Here is a 19,675-nt window from a genome sequence, read left to right on the forward strand (position 1 = left end):
AAAACTTGATCCACGGGTGGCGATGTAATCAGGAGAACAACAAGCCCATGACCTTGGATAAACCTACTCAAGGTGCAACTTCCGAAGAATGTGCCGCTAGAGTAATGGACACAGTTCCATTAGTGATGCGGTTTATCCGAGCGGATATGCGTGCTCACAGCGCTGCTTTTTTATCTATACCTCAGTTGCGATCGCTAGCATTTATCAACCGGAATCCTGGTGCTTCATTATCTGATTTGGCAGAGCATTTAGGTGTCACCTCTGCCACAGCATCAGCAACCATAGAACGCTTGGTACAACGCAACTTCGTGGAACGCATCGCTCATCCTCAAGAGCGACGGCGGGTGTTGCTGAATTTGACTGAAGATGGAAAGCACCATCTCAAGCAATCCCAAGATCAAACTCGTACTCATATTACCGACCTGTTGAAAGGTCTTACACAAGAGCAAATTTCCAACATTGAAGAAGGCTTAACTCTACTAAAAAATGTCTTCGAGCAAACGGAACTCAAATCCCCATAACTCTGAGGTTGCACAGCACGATCCCTTTGCAGCCTTGAAATTTCGAGATTATCAGCTATTTATCATTGGACGGCTGGTGCTGTCCGTGGGATCGCAAATGCAAACTGTAGCTATCGGCTGGGAACTCTATGAGCGGACTAACTCAGCGATAGTTCTTGGTGGTGTGGGACTGGCGCAAGTCTTGCCGATGATTGCTCTGACTTTAATTGCCGGAGATGTTGCTGATCGCCGCGATCGCAAACTCACCATGTTACTGTCAGTGATGCTACTAGCTCTCTGTTCGCTGGCTTTGGCAGTGCTTTCCTATACTAAAGGTGCAATTTTTCTCGTTTATGCCTGCTTAATTTTAATCGGTGTTGCCAGGGCATTCTCCAAGCCTGCTAGTGATGCCTTGATGTGGCAGTTGATACCTATTAGCGCTTTTACCAATGCAGCTACCTGGAATAGTAGTAGCTTTCAATTGGCTACTGTTATTGGCCCAGCCTTGGGAGGATTCGGCATTGCTTGGCTGGGAAGCGCCACAGGAGTATATGTGTTGGCTGCGATCGCCGCGTTGCTGTGTTTTATTTTAATACTGCCGATCAAAGAGCAAAAAATCATCCGCGCAACTGAGCCAATCTCATTCAAAGCCCTATCAGCTGGTGCTAAATTTGTCTGGCAGAATCAGTTGATTTTAGCGGCGATTACATTGGATATGTTTGCTGTATTGTTGGGTGGTGCGATCGCCCTGCTACCCATCTTTGCCAAAGATATTTTACATGTGGGGCCAGTGGAGTTGGGATATTTACAGGCAGGTCACTCCATCGGTGCTTTGACTATGACGATTACGTTGGTGTATTTACCACCATTACGCAAAGCAGGTCCAGCCTTATTGTGGTCAGTGGTTGGCTTTGGGGTTGTGACAATTATCTTTGGACTTTCTCATTCGTTTTGGCTATCTATGCTGATGCTGATCCTTGGTGGCGCATTAGATAGTATTAGCGTTGTGATTCGCCATACATTAGTTCAAATCAGAACACCGGATCATTTGCGTGGTCGGGTTGCTGCTATCAATAGCGTGTTTATTAGTGCCTCGAATGAGTTGGGGGGCTTTGAATCAGGCTTGACTGCTGCGTTGTTTGGCCCGGTGATTTCGGTTGTGGGTGGTGGAATTGGCACAATTGTAGTAGTGATTGCTACAGCCATGATTTGGCCGGAAATTCGGAAGTTAGGGGCTTTGCAGGAGTATAAATAGGGGAGCAATGCGATTTTGTGAGGTTGGCTAAAAAACAAGCGATAGCCTAACAACAAATCTAAGACACTACCCGTGCCAGCAGCCACTTTGTCAAACCGGGAGCCGTATATTTTGCAACCATGCTTGCGGCGAGGAACAGATCGGCGAGCGGCAACACTTTATCGCCGAGGACGACCCAGGCCAAAGTGATCGTGCGAGTTCCGCTGATGAGACCGGCAGTAAGGGCCGCAGTTCGGCCGTAACGCCAGAACACCAGCGTCCCAATCAACTCTGCTGCAAACAGCAGAGCATAAGCTAGAACTATGAACTTGATGCTCGTGGTCGGTTGGGTAAGCAGATTTTGGCGCATTCCCCGCATCGATCCCATTCCAGCAAGAAACATCGCCAGCACGGCGATCCCGGTCATGGTCTCGGGGTTTGCCCGAATGAACCCGCCCGCGCAACGCTTTGCCACGAGGGATGCAAGCAGGGCGCCGCCAATCAGGAGGACGAGTTGGAGGCAGATGGCGACAGGATCGATCTTGAGGTGGTAGCCACCGAGCAGTGCCGCGAAGGCCGGGATGTAGAACGGTGACGCTGCGGTGCCGATCACGGTGGCCAGCAATGTGATCGGTATGTTCAGGCGGAGGATGGCGGCGAACGCGACGCAGGCCGGACTTGCAGGGACTAGCGCCCAGAACAGCAGGCCTTGCGCCAGCTCCGGACTCGGTCGAGCGACCACGATCAGCAACGCGATCAGCAGCGGCAAGCCGAACGTAGTCCATGCCACCATCAACAGGTTTCGCTGCACGTTTCCAAGCTCGGATTCCATAGATTTCAAGTCGAACTTTAGGAACGAGCCGAAGGTAAAAACGAATATGGCTACAGATAGATATGGCCTGGCGGCATTTGACAATGGCGGGATGAACAAGCCGATGACGACTCCGGCTATTACGACCGCTGCGCCATTTTTGCCAGCCCAATCAAGGATGTTTTTCATCCGACAAAGCTCTCCCTCATTTACGGTAAATTGTGTCTAAGAGGCTTCCTTATGGCTGGTGACGATTCCCAAATTTCTCCTATTTAACTATAAGTCTCAACACAACCAAACTATGCAGTTACGTTTAGCTGTACTGCAAAAACAGGAAATATAACCAATACGTTTACATTGCCTAGCTATCTACGCACGGACGCTGCTATCTTCTATAGAAAAATAGATTCCGAGCAGCAGTCAATTTCAAAAATTTGTTTGAGGTTGACTATTTTAAGTCGGCTTTAAGCACAAATCAGGTTTTCTTGGGCGATCCTTTGACAGTACAAGGGATTATTTCATGGCAGTTGTGATCCCCTAAAGCCTCCTTTTTAAAGGGGGCTTTAGAAGTTTCCCCCTTTTAAAGTGGGGCTAGGGGTAATCAAAGTTTCGGGCTTTAGTGCGTAAGTCCGAGTCTTATTTTTAGCGATTGCATTAAAACGCAGAGCCTAAATATTCAATTTAAACAACACCCATATTCTATATTTTACATCAACTCCTTCTACTGGATTGGCGCTCTAGCAATGCGTTGCAGGAGTTGTTTAATTAATTTACGTAGTTCAATTGAGTAATAATTTACAGTCTGCAATATTTTTTTGACAGATTGTCATTTAAATGGGAAATTTATTATTCTAGGATTTTAGAGATTTTTAACTCGTAGTTATATACAAATGTTCTCAAGTAAGTTATTATTCTCATGATGATTTGATAGTAATTATAACTAATAAGGTTATCCATGCTTTTTCCCTTCTTGATCATGTTCCGAGAGGGCGTTGAAGCTGCACTTGTCGTGGGGATCATTGCCAGTTATCTCAAGCAAACTGGACGTACCCATTTGATGAAGTCAGTCTGGATTGGCATCGCACTAGCGACTATTCTTTGTCTAGGTGCTGGAATTATTTTGCAAATAACCAGTCAGGAGTTTCCGCAGAAAGAACAGGAACTATTTGAAGCGGTAATTTCCATCGTCGCAGTTGGGGTTCTCACCTGGATGGTTTTCTGGATGCGCCGTGCTGCTCGTTCGATTAAAGGCGAGTTACAGTCTCAAATTGAAACTGCCATTCAGTCGGGGGATAAATGGGGTACAGCACTAGTGGGGATGGCATTCTTTGCAGTACTGCGGGAAGGTCTGGAAACAGTAGTGTTTTTGCTGGCCACGTTTCAGCAAAATTTGGGAATTCAAGCTCCCGTGGGGGCATTGTTCGGATATGCAGCCGCCCTAGCCGTCGGTGTAGGCATCTATCAAGGTGGTATCCGCATCAACTTGAAGCGATTTTTTAAATGGACAGGAGCCTTCATTATCGTGGTTGCTGCTGGACTCTTAGCAGGTGGGGTGAGAGCCTTCCATGAAGCCGGAGTGTGGAATTCACTACAAACAGTGATATTTGATGCTAGTGGGGTACTTCCCAAGAACGGGTTTCTAGGTTCACTTTTGGCGGGATTTTTTGGCTATAACGATACCCCGACTGTTAGCGAGGCGATCGCCTATTTTGGCTATCTAATTCCTACCATGCTGCTGTTCTTCTTAGGGGATAACCCTGGACAGAAGACTACAGCAAGGCATTCCTAGCTACTTGAATAATTTTTAGGAAAATACAACAATGAAAAATGTTTTAAAGTACTCAACAATTATTTGTCTAATTGTTTTGACAGTAGCTGGCTGTGAATCCAAAAAATCAAGCGATACTTCCACGAATAATTCTCCAGAAGCTAAAGTAGCCAGCGATACCTCTGCTAAAAATTCTCCAGAAACTGCTTTGGCTGTGACAGATAAAGGTTGCGAACCCAATCAGCTGACATTAACATCTGGGGAAAACAACTTTGTGCTTACCAACAAAAGCAGCCAACCTTTGGAGTGGGAGATTTTGTCTGGAGTGAAAGTCGTTGAGGAAAAGGAAAATATTGCTCCTGGGTTCGTTCAAAAACTCAAAACCAATCTACAACCGGGTGAATATGACATGGCTTGCGGTTTACGCAGCAATCCCAAAGGGAAAATCACAGTCAAAGCAGGAGGTGAAAATTCTCAAGCCAAAGGGACTGTAGATCAAGGTCAATTAGTCGGTGCGATCACCGAATACAAAGTCTACGTCACTAAAGAAACTGACCAACTAGTGGCAGACAACAAGACCTTCACGGATGCTGTGATTGCTGGAGATGTTGCTAAAGCTCAGAAACTCTATCCCTCTACTCATGCCCACTGGGAACGCGCAGAACCGATAGCTGAACTTTTCTCCGATCTCGATAAAACGATGGATTCCCGTGCTGATGACTTTGCCAAAAAAGAGGCTGACCCAGCATTCACTGGATACCATCGCATAGAGAAAGCTTTATTCCAGGACAAAACTACAAAAGGCATGAAACCTTTTGCCGAAAAGCTACAAAAAGATGGACTCGATCTACAAAAGCGCATTGCTACCTTGACCATTGAACCGAAAAAGATGGTTGGCGGTGCTGCTGACTTAATTGAAGAAGTAGCTGCTACCAAAATTTCTGGGGAAGAAGACCGTTACAGTCATACTGACCTCTGGGACTTCAGCGCTAATGTAGAGGGTTCCCAAAAGATTGTGGAGTTATTGCACCCCGTTATCCAAAAAGCCAACCCAGATTTGCTGACGCGTGTGGATAGCAATTTCACCAAAGTTAACCAAAAACTTGCTAAATACAAAACCCCAGATGGTGGTTTTGCTACCTACGACAAGGTGAGTGAAGCAGATAAAAAAGATATGAAAACAGCAATAGCCGCACTTTCTGAAGATTTGTCTCAGTTACGCGGCACTCTCGGCGTTAACTAATTGATCAAGAATTCCTAGACGAGTAAATTATGTCTATTACAAAGCAACCAAGTTTACGTATTACTCCTAAGCTAGGCCGTCGTGACTTGTTAATCGGCATGGCAGCAGCAGGTGGAATCGCAGCTTTGACGACTTTGGGTTATCGTACTCTTCTGGGATCGCCTCTTGACCCATCTGAAGAGGTCGTGCCGTTCTTTGGGCTTCACCAAGCAGGTATTCTTACCCCTACTCCTGCTTCCGGTTTATTTGTAGCATTTGATATAACTGCTACAAATAAAGCTGATTTAGTGCGGTTATTCAAAACTTTAACTGAGCGCATCCAGTTTCTCATGGCAGGGGGAACACCCAAGCCGCGCGACCCAAAATTTCCCCCCAGTGATTCCGGGATTATGGGCCCGGAGATTGCTCCCAATAATCTGACAATCACCCTAGCTGTGGGTAACTCACTATTCGACAACCGCTTTGGACTCGGCAACTTGAAACCCAAGCGGTTAGATACGATGCCCAATTTTCCCAATGACCAGCTTGACCCAGATTTATGTCATGGGGATATACTGTTGCAATTCTGTGCGAATACTGAGGAATCGAATCTCCATGCTTTACGCGACATCATTAAGAATTTACCTGACTTGATAACTTTGCGTTGGCAAATAGCGGGGTTTCTGCCGCCGAATACCCACAAAAAACAAGGCAAATCTACGGTTCGTAACCTGCTTGGTTTTAAAGATGGGACGGCAAATCTAAATGCTAGTGACGAAAAGTTGATGAACCGGATTGTCTGGGTACAGCCAACCAGTGGCGAACCAGCTTGGACAGTAGGAGGAAGCTATCAAGTGGTGCGAGTGATCCGCAACTTAGTAGAACGCTGGGATCGCACACCACTACAGGAACAAGAGACAATTATTGGACGCATTAAGGACTCTGGCGCACCTTTAGGGATGAAGTACGAGAAAGATACTCCCAATTATGATCAAGACCCTAAAGGTAAACAAATTCCTCTCAATGCTCATATCCGCCTTGCTAACCCACGCAAATCAGAGTCGAGTTTGATTCTGCGGCGTGGTTTCAATTATTCACGCGGGTTTGACAAATCTGGACATTTAGATATGGGTTTGTTGTTTGTTTGTTTTCAAGCTGATTTAGAGAAGGGGTTTGTGACAGTGCAAAATCGCTTGATTGGGGAACCTTTGGAGGAGTACATTCGCCCTATTGGTGGTGGATATTTCTTCGCTTTACCTAGTGTCAAAGCTGAAGGAGGTTATCTTGGTCAGTCATTACTAGAAGCATCAGCGGTGTAGATTTATCTTTAGTTTTTTGGCGATGATTAGTCACTGTAAATAATAGCGATCGCCTTTGTTGTAGGCTGATAAAGGCTTGTTGGAAATTTTGGCAATTATTAACCAGCCAAAAGAAATTGTCTATAGCTTTGGTACTGCCATTGGAGGACAGGGAGTTGGTATTTGAGCTGCTGACAATACGCAAATGTTTTATCCGACATCAGTTAGTTCCGAAACTCTTGTGTCTGCGCTGCTAACAATCCAACGTGAAATCAGTAAACGTTGCCAGATTAAAATTGGCCTCGGCGCACACTATGGCGAGTTCTACTACATTAACGGTGGTTTGTATGGATTGGAAGCCGATGTTATTGAAGAAATTGCTGAAAATGATACAGAAGGCGGTGAGATACTTATTAGTCAAGATATTTATGAGTTATTACCAGTTAACCACAATTTTACTATTGAGAAAAAAGGCGAAATAACTACAAAAATTGGCAATCTTTTCCGGGTGTTAGATGGGCCAAGTTTATCTGAAGTGCCGCCTTTGAATCCGAATTATCCTATTCCTTATTCCGAAACTTTTTATGCTGACTTAGTTGTTTATGAAAACCGACTAACTGACGCTGAATTAGGTAAACAGCTAACAGATAAGTACTTACAGAATAAGGTGATTGTTCTAATTGAGCGGCAAAGTCAACAGTCCGAAGCTTATGAGACTGCTATGTTCAGTAACCTCGCCCTTTCTGCTAGGTTGAAAGACATGGGACAGCGCCTCCTTAAGCAAAACAATGGTGCAGAAATCAAGGTAGTTGGTACTATAGGAATTTATGCTTTTGATGAGGGTACCACAGCTCTCAACTTTGCTCAAGCATTTCGTCAGGAGTTAGCCGCACAAGACGTTGCCTCTCGTATAGGTATTGACGCTGGCCCAGTTTTAATTTTCGATTTGTCTGTTGGCGGTAAAGACATTGCTGGTAACCCGGTGAACGTTGCTTCCAAAATGGCTCAAGACAAAGGGCAATTTGGTAAGTTGTATCTGAGTTCCACAATGAAAGAATTGTTGGACGTGAGCGAATTTGCACAAATTACCTATACAGTTTCTGGAGTAGAAATCACTATCTACGAAGGTTAATCACAAGCCTGCGATCGCATAAGTATTTGCACAGGCGATCACAAGAATAACACCGAACGGCATGGAAGCCCCTTTGACTTCAGTCAGGGGAGGAAATGCCAACGGTGGTTTTAACCACCGTGAATATTAACAATGATGCGGGTCTTCAATATATCTTTTGATGACATCTGCGGAAACTTGTCCGGCAGTAGAGTAAAAATAGCTATTAGTCCATAGACTAGGCAATTTCAATAAATCCGGGAACTCTTTACGCAACAGATAAGATGACCGCCCTTTAAAAGCTTTTACTATCTGGTTAATAGCAACATCTGGTTGATGTTCTACAAATAAATGTACATGGTCGGGAGCAACTTCTAACAGTCTGTCCCTATCCTCCAGGAATTCCCGTGTTAATGCCAGGAGAAGTCATTACAAAACTTGTTATTCACTATCTGCAACAAATTCAGGCAATGGGAGGATTTATTAGCGGTTGTGCTGATACTAGTTTACGCACGAGCAAGGTAGTAAAAGGAGGACTTACATAATAGATTTAACAAGTTTTTTATACCATTTCACTGCAATAATGATATAAACACGTTGTTAGCCTTATAGTGGCGATCGCACCATTCAAGTAGCTGACTCTACCTGGGAATTGGCTTTTAAACTAGATAGTACACTTTCCATTTTTGATAAAGGCACAGCCCCAGAAAAAGTCTCGCCATTAATAAAAAAGAATGGAGTACCTCTAATTCCCAACTTCTGAGCCAGTTGTTTATCTTTTTCAATCACAGCATTGACTTCTGCTGAATTGCGTTGCTGTTTGAACTGCGACAAATCTAATTTCAGATTTTTAGCGATATTAATATACAATTTCTCGCCCAATTTGTCTTGTTTCGTAAATAAAGCATCTTGATATTGCCAAAACTTTCCTTGCTGGGATGCAGCCCAAGCAGCTTTAGCCGCCGGAATGGCTTCAGGGTGAATCGCTGTTAAAGGAAAATGCTTGTAAACCAGTGTGACTTCATCTTGGTGTTTTGCCATGAACTGCTTCAATGTTTTATGAGCCTTAGCGCAAAAAGGACATTGAAAATCTGAGAATTCTATCAACACAATCTTTTGTTCTCTCGCACCAGTTATAGGAGATTCACCAATCACACTGCTGGGATTTTCTTTAATTTCCTGCTTGATTAATTGTTGAGCTTGTAGCAGTTTTTTTTGTTGCTGCTGCTGATAAGCTTCTAAAGCTTCTTTAACTATTTCTGGATGATTACGGATAATCTGCAAAACTTCAGCTTCTAATTTGGAATTAATGATATTATTATTTTCTACTTCCTGAATATTAGTGTTGGCTTGTACGGGCATTGACCAACTAAATAATATAATACAAAAAAATAAAATTTCTATTAACTTGATTGAGCTTCTCCAGCAACGATGCAAGGTATATTGTATATTTATCATAATTTATCACTCTTGAATAATAATTTTGCCATACAAAAAAATTGTAGAGACGTAGCAATACTACGTCTCTACATTTTCCTAATTCAGAATTTTTGTCACAAACCCATCAGAACCATTGTTATTTTTTTGAAAAGCATTCTTGATGGGAAAGTTAGTGGAATCAGTAAACCCTGTAACATAAACAGCATTACCCAAAAGGTATAAAGGTTTGAAAGCTATGCTTGTACCTCGCTCAGATGCACTACCTCCAAGATAAGTAGAATAAACTAACTTATTACCTAAAAAGCTAAGTTGTGTGACAAAGGCATCACCGTTACCACCATAAGTATTTTGTAAAGCATTCTTGACGGGAAAGTTATTAGAACTAGTATCACCAGTGATGTATGCGTTGCCGAAATTGTCCACAGCGATACCTCGACCAACTTCACTATCACTACCGCCTAAATAGGTAGAGTAGATTAGTCCATTACCTTGTAAATCGACCTTTGTGACAAACACATCACTCTTACCACCTGCCCAATTTTGCAAGGGATTATTCAGAGGAAAGTCTGTAGAAGCAGTGGAGCCTACTACGTATGCAAAACCAAAATTATCCACGGCTAAGGAAATGCCATAGTCATTGTTACTACCCCCTAGATAAGTGGAGTATGCCAAGCGATTACCATCCACATTTAATTTTGTAACGAACCCATCATACTTACCGGGTGCTCTACCTAATAATGCGTTGTACAGAGGGAAATTGTTAGAAGTGGTAAACCCTGTAATATAGGCATTGCCTAAAGTGTTGACATCTATATCAATCGCAACCTCATCACTACTGCCTCCCACGTAAGTAGAATAATACAGAGCATTACCTAGTGGGTTCAACTTTGTGACAAATACATCAAGACCCCCACCAATCTTATTTTGAAAAGGTTTGTAGAGTGGAAAGTTATTAGAAGTGGTAGTTCCTGTGATGTAAGTAGAACCCAAAGGGTCTACAGCTATGCCATAACTAGCTTCATCGCCGCTACCTCCTAAGTAAGTGGAGTAAACTAATTTGTTGCCCTGTGGGTTCAGCTTGGTGATAAATGTGTCACTGCCTCCATTAAGCTTCGTTTGAAAAGCTTTCTGGGAGGTTGGGAAGTTAGCAGAAAAAGCGGTTCCTGACACATAAGCATTACCTAAAGCGTCTACAGCTATGGAGCCGGCATATTCTGAGTTATTACCTCCTAGATAAGTAGAATAGACAAGATAATCGCCTTGTGGGTTGAGCTTAGTGATAAACACATCACTAAAGCCACTATTAGCACTTTGATAAACTTTTTTGCTTGTTGGAAAGTTAACAGAACGAGTTTCCCCAACGATGTAAGCACTGCCAAAAACGTCCACGGCTATCTGTTTGGGAGAGTCAATCTTACTACCTCCTAAGTAAGTGGAATACACAAGTACAGGGTCGATGACTAACGGCTCGTGGTGGTCATAGTTAGCTAGAGCTATTTCTACAGACTGCTGTTTTGACACTAAATACTTGGCTTCTACTAACTGCCTATGACCATTTATAACCTGATATACTATCGGCTTGTGCTGTTGTAATACACCAGAGGATGTGTGTACCAATAACTGTCCTTGGTCATCAATTTCTAGCTGTTGCGCTCCCTCTAACTTAAGTTTGATCAGATTTGGGTCTGCTCCTGGCGCAACCACTAAATCATATTCCAATTGCCCTTGATTACCGTAGTAAACTAGGTCGATGCCGGGATATAACGAACTGTATTTGACTTGTGCATAAGTAGGTATATCCTGATGCCATTGCTGCGGGTCATTACCGATAAAATAGTTAACTCGTCCAGGCAAAGGCTGTACAGCCGTTGGCTGAATATCAGGATTGCTATCTAGCCATTGCAGCTTGATTTGTGTACTTTTTTCAGTCTTCCGAGACAAGGATGTTTTCTCTGTATTTTCTAAGTCAGAGAGTGCCAACACTGCTGATGATTGAGTTAGAAATAATGTATATCCATCACCACGGGAGAGGAATTTTACCTCATGGTCAGTTTGACCATAGTTTGGTTGAAAACTTAAAGGCAATTTCCCATAAGTACTAATGATTGGACTTGTGTTTGTTGGCTTTGAAGTTGCTAATTGGCCGTTAGCAAAAGCCTCCTGATTCCAACTCGTTAACAGCAATAGTAGTAAACAAAAACCAGTAACAACTTTCTTGAAGATTTTCATCAGAGTTTTCCAAAAGATTAACGTGATATCAATTAGTTAAGTACCGTTAGCCTGCTCTGAGTGGAGACGCTGCACATAGACACAGCAAAGCTAACGCCCCAAGGACTAACGCCAAATTCCAAATCACTGTTTACGCAATGTCTGAAACTTGGTTGCTTAAACTCACTAAGAGTTAATATCAGCCCTGCTTACTGTCCGTGGAAATTATTCGGATTATGAAGGACACGTAGAGCTATTAGGCCAATCACATATTTTTTGATTGTCATTCCACTGCAAACCACCAGGACAAGGCATCACAACAGGAGTACCCGTCATCCCATCATTATTTACTGTACATTGGATGTAAGTATTACAATTTTTTGGATTTGGATATAAACAATCTTTTGGCCCTTGACATTGGGTGTTTGTTATATCTTCGGTTGGGCATAGGGATTCAATAGATTGTGCTTGTACTTTATCTATTTTGACTCCACTTAATAAAAGTCCGGCAATTGTCATAGTGAGCAAAAAGCTCATCACAAAAAGTCCAACGAGTTTCTTCATACAAGTTGTTTCCTGAGAAATAAATGATTTTTGGATATTTCAGAGAGTTAGCAAATCTATTTAATTTTGCTGCAATTCAAGAATTAATTGGTCTTTTATACATCTACTATATGCATGATCACAAGTCAACAAAAAACCTACTTTTTTTAACAGGACTTAAACATTTTTGAAGCAGAAACAAGCCTCAAATCCATGCCAGGTAAGGAAAATACACCCCTCAAAAAGGCTTGAAACCTAGATATATCAAGAAACTAGGCTTAACAATGTCAAAGTGTCTCTGTGTATACGTTTGATAGTTTTTTCTGGCTAATTTTTGTCTAAATCCTAATATGATTTATACATAACAAATATAACTACTTACGTAACTATTTATTTGAAAAAATAGTTTCCGAAAAATCTGTGGTTAAGTATTTAATAATGCTATCGATCAACTTTGCTCCCTACGGCGATGATTAGCAGCTTGTAATAACAGAGATTCGGCAAAAGCGATCGCATCATTTGCAGATTTACCACCAGCTAACTGTGCTAATTCTTGCCGGCGAGTAGTTAAATTATCCAAGGTAGTAACTCTGACAACGGTACGCTGCTCGGCGTTATCATTGTTGGCTTTTTTACCTTTGCTTTGATTGATAGTTTGCTTATCTACGCGGAAATGGCGATCGGCCATTGCCGCAACTAAAGGTTGGTGGGTAACACATAATACTTGGTTACGTTGACTTAGCTGGTGTAATTTTTCCGCGATCGCTTGGGCTACTCTTCCCGAAACCCCGACATCAATTTCATCAAATACCATTGTTCCAACCACATCAACCTGAGAAAAACAAGCTTTCAGAGCCAGTAAAAAGCGGCTCATTTCCCCGCCAGAGGCAATTTCCGTTAAAGGTTGTAGTGGTTCTCCAGGGTTGGGACTAAACATAAAGGTAATTTTATCTGCTCCGGTGGCAGTTGGGGAAGCAGGCACTATCTCAACCTGAAACTGCACTTTTTCCATCGCTAGGGGCTTGAGTTCAGAGATCAAACGTGATTCTAAATTAGCAGCCGCTTTACTCCGCAATCGAGTTAACTGATTACTTGCTTGGGTGAGTTTCTCAAAACACGCCTTTTCTTGCTGTTCTAGGTTTTCGATAGATTGTTCGCTGTCGTTAAGTTGGGCTAATTCCTCTTGAATACGTTGGTAATAAGCGATCGCTTCTTTTAGTGTCGGCCCGTACTTGCGGCAAATTTGCTTTAATTCCCGAATTCTGTCGTCCACCTCTTCCAACCGTTGGGGATCGGCTTCCAATCCATCCCCATAGGCATTAATCTGCCTTCCCACTTCCATTACCGCAGCTTGCGCGTCCCGCACCAATTCCAATAGGGGTTGCAGTTGGGTGTCATATTCCACCATGTCATATAATGTCGTTTCACTGTCTCCCAATAAATCTGCAGCAGCTGGGGTTTCATTATCGTTTTCATACAAAGCCTGATAAACTTTGTAACTCATCTGTTGCAAATCGACGACATGATTCAAGCGTTCCCGTTCTTGTCCCAACTGTTCCAATTCATTAGGTTCGCTGAGATTGGCTGCTCCTAATTCTTGCACTTGATAGGTGAGCAAGTCGAATTGTTGCAACCGTTCCCGTTCTGATGTCCGGCGTTTTTCTAGTACTAAATACGCCTGTTGGTAAGCACTAAAGCTCGTGGCGACCTTGTGACGCTGCTGCATCAAAGAGTCACCACCATACAAATCCAACCAGTCGCGGACTTGGGCAGATTGTCCCACTTGTACCGTTTGACCTTGGGCTGTGATTTCCACCAAGCGATCGCGCATTCCTGCCATAATCTGCCGATTTACCAACACGCCATTCACCCGCGATCGACTGCGAACATTACTAGCAGTCGCTGTGATTTCTCGGCTAATAACTACAGAATTTTCATCAAGCAAATCTATTTCTTGTTCGCTCAACCAAGCAGCTAGGGGGGCGTTTGAGGTGAAAGTCGCTTCTACCATCGCCCGACTTGTTCCTGTGCGAATGACTCGACTAGAGACTTTACCACCTAAAGCGGCATCAATGGCATCTAAGATAATCGATTTTCCCGCGCCGGTTTCACCTGTTAATACATTTAGTCCCGCGCCAAATTCCAATTCCAGTTGGTCAATTAGGGCAAAGTTTTCAATTTGTAGGCAAAGCAACATCAAGCCAAATTCTCCATGAGGGCAGATGCCGGATACTTCCAACTTAGAAGACAATAAGTATGAGCTTTCAGCAACTAGCAATACCTACTACTATTAAACTAGTATGCCCATTTAAGTGTAGCAGACCACAGGCTAGTGGGGACAAGGGGACAAGGAGAATAACCATGCCCCATGCCCAATGACGCCACTTGCTATCATAGCGGGAACGCTAAGAGCGAACAAATCGGGAAAGCCACCCAATGCAGTGGCTCCCCAATGCCCAATATCTCAACATATTGTTACAATACTTAATGTGATCCTTCTGACTGGTGGCCTTCTTCATGATTGTTAAGACACTTCCCCCTAGTTCCCGACCGATTCAGGAGGACAGTAGCAACGGCACAAATCGCCGAGGCGAACTGGACGTAATTGATGTAGTGCCAGAAGAAAATGGTACACAAGGCTTGGTTGTGCAATCGCCAAGCCTGTTAGCTGCCCAAAAGGTGAGGACAACTGCCCAACCTGAGACGCTTTACGATCCCGTGGGCATAGCGGCGCATTACCAAAACAGAAAAGTGCAAGTTCTGCGGCGGATTTTTGCCGTGTTGGGGCCGACTCTATCCTTTGCTTTTGGGTTGTGGTTGGATAGTAAACGGGGAATTGTCGTCAAAAATGATCGCCGCCGAGCCACTCAGCTACGAGTATTGCTGACCCAACTGGGGCCTGCTTACATCAAAATTGGACAAGCTTTGTCCACCAGACCGGATCTGGTTCCTCCCATATACCTAGAAGAATTAACTAGGCTACAAGACCAATTACCACCTTTTCCCAACGAAATTGCTTACCAGTTTATCAAAGAAGAACTAGGTGCACCTCCAGAAGAGGTTTACGCCGAACTCTCGGCCCAGCCAATTGCTGCGGCTTCATTGGGACAAGTCTATAAAGGTAAACTAAAAACTGGTGAAGAAGTCGCTGTTAAAGTCCAACGCCCTGACTTAAGAGAGGGGATCACCATTGACTTGTATATTTTGCGTAACCTCGCCGCTTGGGTGCAGAAAAAGATCAAACGGGTAAGAAGTGACTTAGTTGGGATTCTCGATGAATTAGGTGATCGCATTTTTGAAGAGATGGACTATATCCACGAGGGCGAAAATGCTGAACGATTTTTCGATTTATATGGTCATATAAAAGACGTATACGTACCGAAAATTTACTGGGAATATACCAATCGTCGTGTCTTGACGATGGAGTGGATTAACGGCATCAAATTAACCCAAACAGAAGAAATTAGCGCCCAAGGCATCAATGCTCGTTATCTGATTGAAGTAGGTGTACAGTGTTCCTTGCGCCAGTTATTAGAACATGGATTTTTCCACGCCGATCCTCACCCTGGTAATTTGTTAGCAACACCAGATGGCAAATTAGCTTATCTCGACTTTGGGATGATGAGCGAGATTAAGCCACCACAACGTTATGGTTTGATTGAAGCGATCGTTCACGTCGTCAACCGGGACTTTGAAGGATTAGCAAAAGACTACGTTAAGTTAGATTTTTTATCACCAGAAACCGATTTAACACCAATTATCCCAGCTTTCGCTAGAGTCTTTGCTGATGCCCAAGGAGCCAGTGTTGCAGAACTTAACATTAAAAGTATCACCGATGAACTATCGGCTTTAATGTATGAGTATCCTTTCCGCGTACCGCCCTACTACGCCTTAATTATTCGCTCCCTCGTAACACTCGAAGGTATTGCAATATTTATAGATCCTAACTTTAAAGTCCTCAGCGAAGCTTATCCCTACGTTTCTAAACGCCTGTTAACAGACCCAGCACCCCAATTAAGAGCATCATTGCAAGATTTGCTATTTAAAGATGGCAGATTTCGCTGGAATCGCTTAGAAAACTTGTTACGAAATGCGCGTAACAGTCAAGACTACGACTTCGACTTAGTGTTGAATCAAGGGATAGAATTTCTGTCATCTGAACGTGGTGCTTTCATTCGTGACAAGCTGGTAGATGAATCTGTTAACGGACTCAATGCTTTAGGTAAAAATGTTTTGCATAACTTTACCTATCTCCTGCGGGAACGCGTTGGGTTGACAGCAGTTAATGAAACTCCGGCGGCGACAGTTGAGCAACAACAAACCTTGGAGCATATCAAACGTATATTAAATATTCTTCGAGAAACAAGAGGTTTTGATCCAGTGCAACTTGCACCCCAAATTGCTCAGTTATTAGTAAATTCAGATGTACACCGTTTGGGTCAACAAATTGCCAACCGCTTCACGCAAAAGGCTGTAGCTAGGTTAATTCGGCAATTATTGGCATCCTAGTACCGCAAGGCGGAAGTCAAAAGTCACTTGTACTGAGCTTGTCCTACCTGCCCTGAGCGTTCGCGCAGCGTCTCGTAGAGAAGCTGAAGGAAGCGTAGCCGACTTGTACTGAGCATCTCGGCTTCGCTCGATGGAGTCGGCGTCGAAGTAAGGGCGTAGCCGTACGCAGCCCAAGCTAGAGAAGTAAAAGTCACTCATTCAAAAGAATTATATTCCTTGCTCTTGCGCCATTTTGAATGGTAGGTTTATTTACGCATAGTAATGATGGTGTAACGTCGTTGTTCTACCCATTCCCGAACACGTACTTTTCGGTGATCTCCCTGTGAAATGATATACGATAACCAAATGCAACTTACCCATCCCCTATCGAGTCCTTCCTGTTTCCAGTGACACGGCAGATGTTGGTTAAGGATTTCTGGCAGTCCCATCTTTTTCATCACCTCTAGCTCCAGAACAACATCATCGATTCGTTCTGAGATTATTTTTTGTGGTAAATATGCCATTTTTCACACTTACCATTAAACTGTTACACCCTACACAACTTTCTTCCTGGCACAAGGGCTGCTGCAAACGATCGCCTGCTTGCATTCTCTCCCTTATTTCATCAAACTCATCCTCGATTGCGCCAATGGTGAGTCATTAGTTAAGAGTCAAGAACTAGCTCACTATGAATTTTGGACTATTAACTCATCTTCCATGATGACTTCTACCGTACCACCGCAACAACACTTGTGCTAGTTTCTGTGGATTGTGACGTACAAAACCCGTTTCATCTTCATACAAAACATTAGCTGGAACAATCCTTCGCCCTAGCTGAGTTACGGCTTCTCTATCCAGGAAAACGGGATGGGAGTTTTGTTGGGCGTAGCGGATGAGTGATTGCTCCGAGGGGGATTTTTTGTGTATCAGCACAGCATCGAATAGCCGTCTTTGCCCACAAGCAGCATCAATTGCTCTGATGTGATCGGCAACAGTGTAGCCTTCAGTTTCTCCGGGTTGAGTCATTATATTGCAGATATAAATACGGGGGGCATCTGTTTGAGCGATCGCATCGGCAATCTCTGGTACTAATAAATTAGGAATCAGGCTAGTATAAAGGCTACCTGGGCCAATAATGATGTAATCAGCTTCTTTAAGTGCCTTAATAGCTGCTGGTATTGCTGGGGGATTAGCTGGAATGCAGCCAATTTTAACAATTTTACCGCCAGCTTTGGGAATGCTAGACTCTCCATCAATGCGGCGACCATCGGCTAATTCTGCCCAGAGGCGAACATCACTAAGAGTTGCTGGTAGTACTTGTCCCCGTACCGCTAGCACTTTAGAACTGGCTGCAACTGCTTGTTCTAAATCTCCAGTAATATCACTCATTGCCGTTAAAAACAAATTGCCAAAACTGTGACCCGTCAACCCATCTCCAGCCCGAAAACGGTATTGAAACAATTCTGTTAATAACTTTTCTTCATCTGCTAGTGCAGCCAAACAATTGCGAATATCCCCTGGTGGTAGCACTCCAAATTCTTGACGCAACCGCCCTGAAGATCCACCATCATCGGCGACAGTGACAATAGCAGTAATATTAGCGCTATAGGTTTTTAGTCCTCTTAACAACGTAGAAAGTCCCGTACCACCACCAATTACCACTATTTTCGGGCCTCGGTACAATCGACGATGGGCTAGCAAGACATCAATGAGCTCCTCTCCGCCTTCTGCTCTTAGTACCTTAGTAATTGAGCCTACAGTGCGAGTTTGCCCCCAAAGCACCAATAGCAAGCCGCCAAGCAGCACCAAAGGGCCACTGATATAGTTCGGTAAGATGTTAGTGATTACTCCCAAAAAACCCCTAACCAACTCGATTATCCAAAAAATTGGGGTCAGCTTAATCCAAATCGCTAACCCCAAACTCGCCAGCAGTACACCCCCAGTACTGATCAACAACCAACGTTTTACTGATAGTCCAGGAGATAACCATTTGAACCACTGGTTAACCCGATAGGAAGTACGAGAGCGCGACTGCTTTTGCAGAGCGTTGAGGGCTTGTCTGAGAAAACCAATTGACATACCTGATTCGGAGCAGTGCTACAAACAATAATTAACAGAAAATGTACACCACTTTGTTTAAAACACTAGGCGTGAAACTATTATATTTGTCAATCCCATTAGACTAAAAGCAAGTGGTCGAGATTGCCAGTATTCCTAGTTAAACAATAGCCTGGCTTGGTAAAAGTGAATTTAATGGAAAAACGAATTTTAGGATTAGATCCAGGACTGGCAATTTTAGGATTTGGGGCAATTACCTGCACACAAACTCCCAACAAGGTGCAAGAGACTACAGTAAATATGCTGGATTTTGGGGTAATCAGAACGTCAGCAGATGTAGAAATCGGACAGCGCCTATGTACCTTGTTTGATGATTTACATACGCTGATGGAGGAGTTGCAACCGGACTTGGTAGCGATCGAGAAACTATTCTTCTATCGGATGTCAAGTACAATCCTGGTTGCACAGGCGCGGGGTGTACTCATTTTGGTATTGGGTCAGCGTCGTCTTCCCTACGTAGAGTTTACTCCTGCTCAAATTAAGCAAGCTTTAACAGGCTATGGCAATGCGGATAAGTCAGAGGTGCAAGAGGCGGTAGCGCGGGAGTTGGATTTAGATGAAATTCCCAAGCCTGATGATGCTGCGGATGCTTTGGCGGTAGCTTTGACGGCTTCGTATCAGTTGTAGGTGTTGTACGCAAACAATGAAAAACTCCACCCACAAGGGGATGAAGTTTTTGGGCAAGCTAATTTACTTTCTAAGTAGTTCCGAAACTGTGTGTTGCAACAATGTCAACTTTAAGAATTCTTATTTGATGTGTGTAAGCTCCTATGGTCAAACGATCGCTCCAGGGATCATTCAGCGGAATTCAAAAAGCCAGAAAAGCATTCGCTTATAAAGGGTGGACACAAGACAATTTGGCTTTTGAAGTCAACTTAAAGACTCGCCAACCAATTTGGCGATTTTTTAGTGGGCGTCCGGTTGAGCGTCATAC

The 19,675-nt window shown here is 43.6% G+C and carries 14 protein-coding genes and 3 pseudogenes; 9 read left to right on the forward strand and 8 right to left on the reverse strand.

Translation table 11 applies throughout. From position 1 onward, the window contains the following. Positions 1-47: 47 nt before the first annotated feature. Together V7L29_RS28035 and V7L29_RS28040 are read left to right on the forward strand one after the other, a co-directional pair. A complete protein-coding gene (locus tag V7L29_RS28035) occupies positions 48-521 on the forward strand; it encodes a MarR family winged helix-turn-helix transcriptional regulator (RefSeq protein WP_334689057.1) in 474 nt (157 codons plus the stop codon). Continuing rightward, complete coding sequence (locus tag V7L29_RS28040; protein WP_334689058.1) at positions 487-1,755, forward strand: MFS transporter; 1,269 nt, start codon at positions 487-489, stop codon at positions 1,753-1,755. The genes V7L29_RS28035 and V7L29_RS28040 overlap by 35 nt, the downstream gene beginning before the upstream one ends. Before the next feature lie 58 nt (positions 1,756-1,813). Here V7L29_RS28040 and V7L29_RS28045 read toward each other — a convergent pair whose 3' ends face one another. Then, positions 1,814-2,734 carry a hypothetical protein gene (locus V7L29_RS28045; protein WP_334689059.1) on the reverse strand — a complete coding sequence of 307 codons (921 nt, stop codon included), beginning with the start codon at positions 2,732-2,734 and terminating at the stop codon, positions 1,814-1,816. 766 nt (positions 2,735-3,500) lie between these two features. Between V7L29_RS28045 and efeU the strand changes: the two genes are divergently transcribed. From efeU to V7L29_RS28065, 4 genes are all read left to right on the forward strand, one after another. After that, a complete protein-coding gene (gene efeU / locus V7L29_RS28050) occupies positions 3,501-4,334 on the forward strand; it encodes an iron uptake transporter permease EfeU (protein ID WP_334737508.1) in 834 nt (277 codons plus the stop codon). A 31-nt stretch (positions 4,335-4,365) separates the two neighbouring features. After that, positions 4,366-5,556, forward strand: a complete 1,191-nt coding sequence (efeO, locus tag V7L29_RS28055) for an iron uptake system protein EfeO (protein ID WP_334737509.1) — start codon at positions 4,366-4,368, stop codon at positions 5,554-5,556. A gap of 29 nt (positions 5,557-5,585) precedes the next feature. Further along, the gene (gene efeB, locus V7L29_RS28060; RefSeq protein ID WP_334737510.1) at positions 5,586-6,854 is read left to right on the forward strand and encodes an iron uptake transporter deferrochelatase/peroxidase subunit; all 1,269 of its coding nucleotides are present in this window, start codon (positions 5,586-5,588) and stop codon (positions 6,852-6,854) included. Positions 6,855-7,038: 184 nt separating this feature from the next. Beyond that, on the forward strand, positions 7,039-7,965 hold the full coding sequence (locus V7L29_RS28065) for an adenylate/guanylate cyclase domain-containing protein (protein ID WP_334737511.1): 927 nt from the start codon (positions 7,039-7,041) through the stop codon (positions 7,963-7,965). Between the two features lie 126 nt (positions 7,966-8,091). Here the strand turns inward: V7L29_RS28065 and tnpA are convergent. Then, positions 8,092-8,328, reverse strand: a pseudogene (gene tnpA / locus V7L29_RS28070) (IS200/IS605 family transposase); the annotation flags it as partial. On the opposite strand from tnpA, the pseudogene V7L29_RS28075 reads away from it, so the two are divergent. Next, positions 8,325-8,489: pseudogene (locus V7L29_RS28075) on the forward strand (arginine decarboxylase); the annotation flags it as partial. The pseudogenes tnpA and V7L29_RS28075 sit on opposite strands and share 4 nt — an antisense overlap. Positions 8,490-8,571: 82 nt before the next feature. On the opposite strand, the gene V7L29_RS28080 reads toward V7L29_RS28075, so the two are convergent. The 4 genes from V7L29_RS28080 to recN all read right to left on the reverse strand — a co-directional run bounded on the left by V7L29_RS28080 (position 8,572) and on the right by recN (position 14,332). Then, positions 8,572-9,402: a DsbA family protein gene (locus V7L29_RS28080; RefSeq protein ID WP_334737512.1), complete on the reverse strand. Its 831-nt coding sequence runs from the start codon at positions 9,400-9,402 to the stop codon at positions 8,572-8,574. Positions 9,403-9,480: 78 nt separating this feature from the next. Next, positions 9,481-11,613 carry a DUF7948 domain-containing protein gene (locus tag V7L29_RS28085; RefSeq protein WP_334737513.1) on the reverse strand — a complete coding sequence of 711 codons (2,133 nt, stop codon included), beginning with the start codon at positions 11,611-11,613 and terminating at the stop codon, positions 9,481-9,483. A gap of 213 nt (positions 11,614-11,826) precedes the next feature. Beyond that, positions 11,827-12,156, reverse strand: a complete 330-nt coding sequence (locus tag V7L29_RS28090) for a carbohydrate-binding module family 14 protein (RefSeq protein WP_334737514.1) — start codon at positions 12,154-12,156, stop codon at positions 11,827-11,829. A gap of 427 nt (positions 12,157-12,583) precedes the next feature. Further along, a complete protein-coding gene (recN, locus tag V7L29_RS28095; protein WP_334737517.1) occupies positions 12,584-14,332 on the reverse strand; it encodes a DNA repair protein RecN in 1,749 nt (582 codons plus the stop codon). 320 nt (positions 14,333-14,652) lie between these two features. Here recN and V7L29_RS28100 point away from each other — a divergent pair, with 320 nt between their 5' ends. After that, positions 14,653-16,644: an ABC1 kinase family protein gene (locus tag V7L29_RS28100; protein ID WP_334737515.1), complete on the forward strand. Its 1,992-nt coding sequence runs from the start codon at positions 14,653-14,655 to the stop codon at positions 16,642-16,644. A gap of 263 nt (positions 16,645-16,907) precedes the next feature. Here V7L29_RS28100 and V7L29_RS28105 read toward each other — a convergent pair. Further along, a pseudogene (locus tag V7L29_RS28105) lies at positions 16,908-17,147 on the reverse strand (hypothetical protein); the annotation flags it as partial. A 184-nt stretch (positions 17,148-17,331) separates the two neighbouring features. Further along, positions 17,332-18,702: a gluconeogenesis factor YvcK family protein gene (locus tag V7L29_RS28110; protein ID WP_334689070.1), complete on the reverse strand. Its 1,371-nt coding sequence runs from the start codon at positions 18,700-18,702 to the stop codon at positions 17,332-17,334. Between the two features lie 174 nt (positions 18,703-18,876). Between V7L29_RS28110 and ruvC the strand changes: the two genes are divergently transcribed. Then, positions 18,877-19,368 (forward strand): crossover junction endodeoxyribonuclease RuvC, encoded by a 492-nt coding sequence (ruvC, locus tag V7L29_RS28115; RefSeq protein ID WP_334689071.1) that lies wholly within the window; start codon positions 18,877-18,879, stop codon positions 19,366-19,368. The last annotated feature ends 307 nt before the right edge of the window (positions 19,369-19,675 follow it).

It is taken from the genome of Nostoc sp. (assembly GCF_036916575.1).
GTDB lineage: Bacteria > Cyanobacteriota > Cyanobacteriia > Cyanobacteriales > Nostocaceae > Nostoc.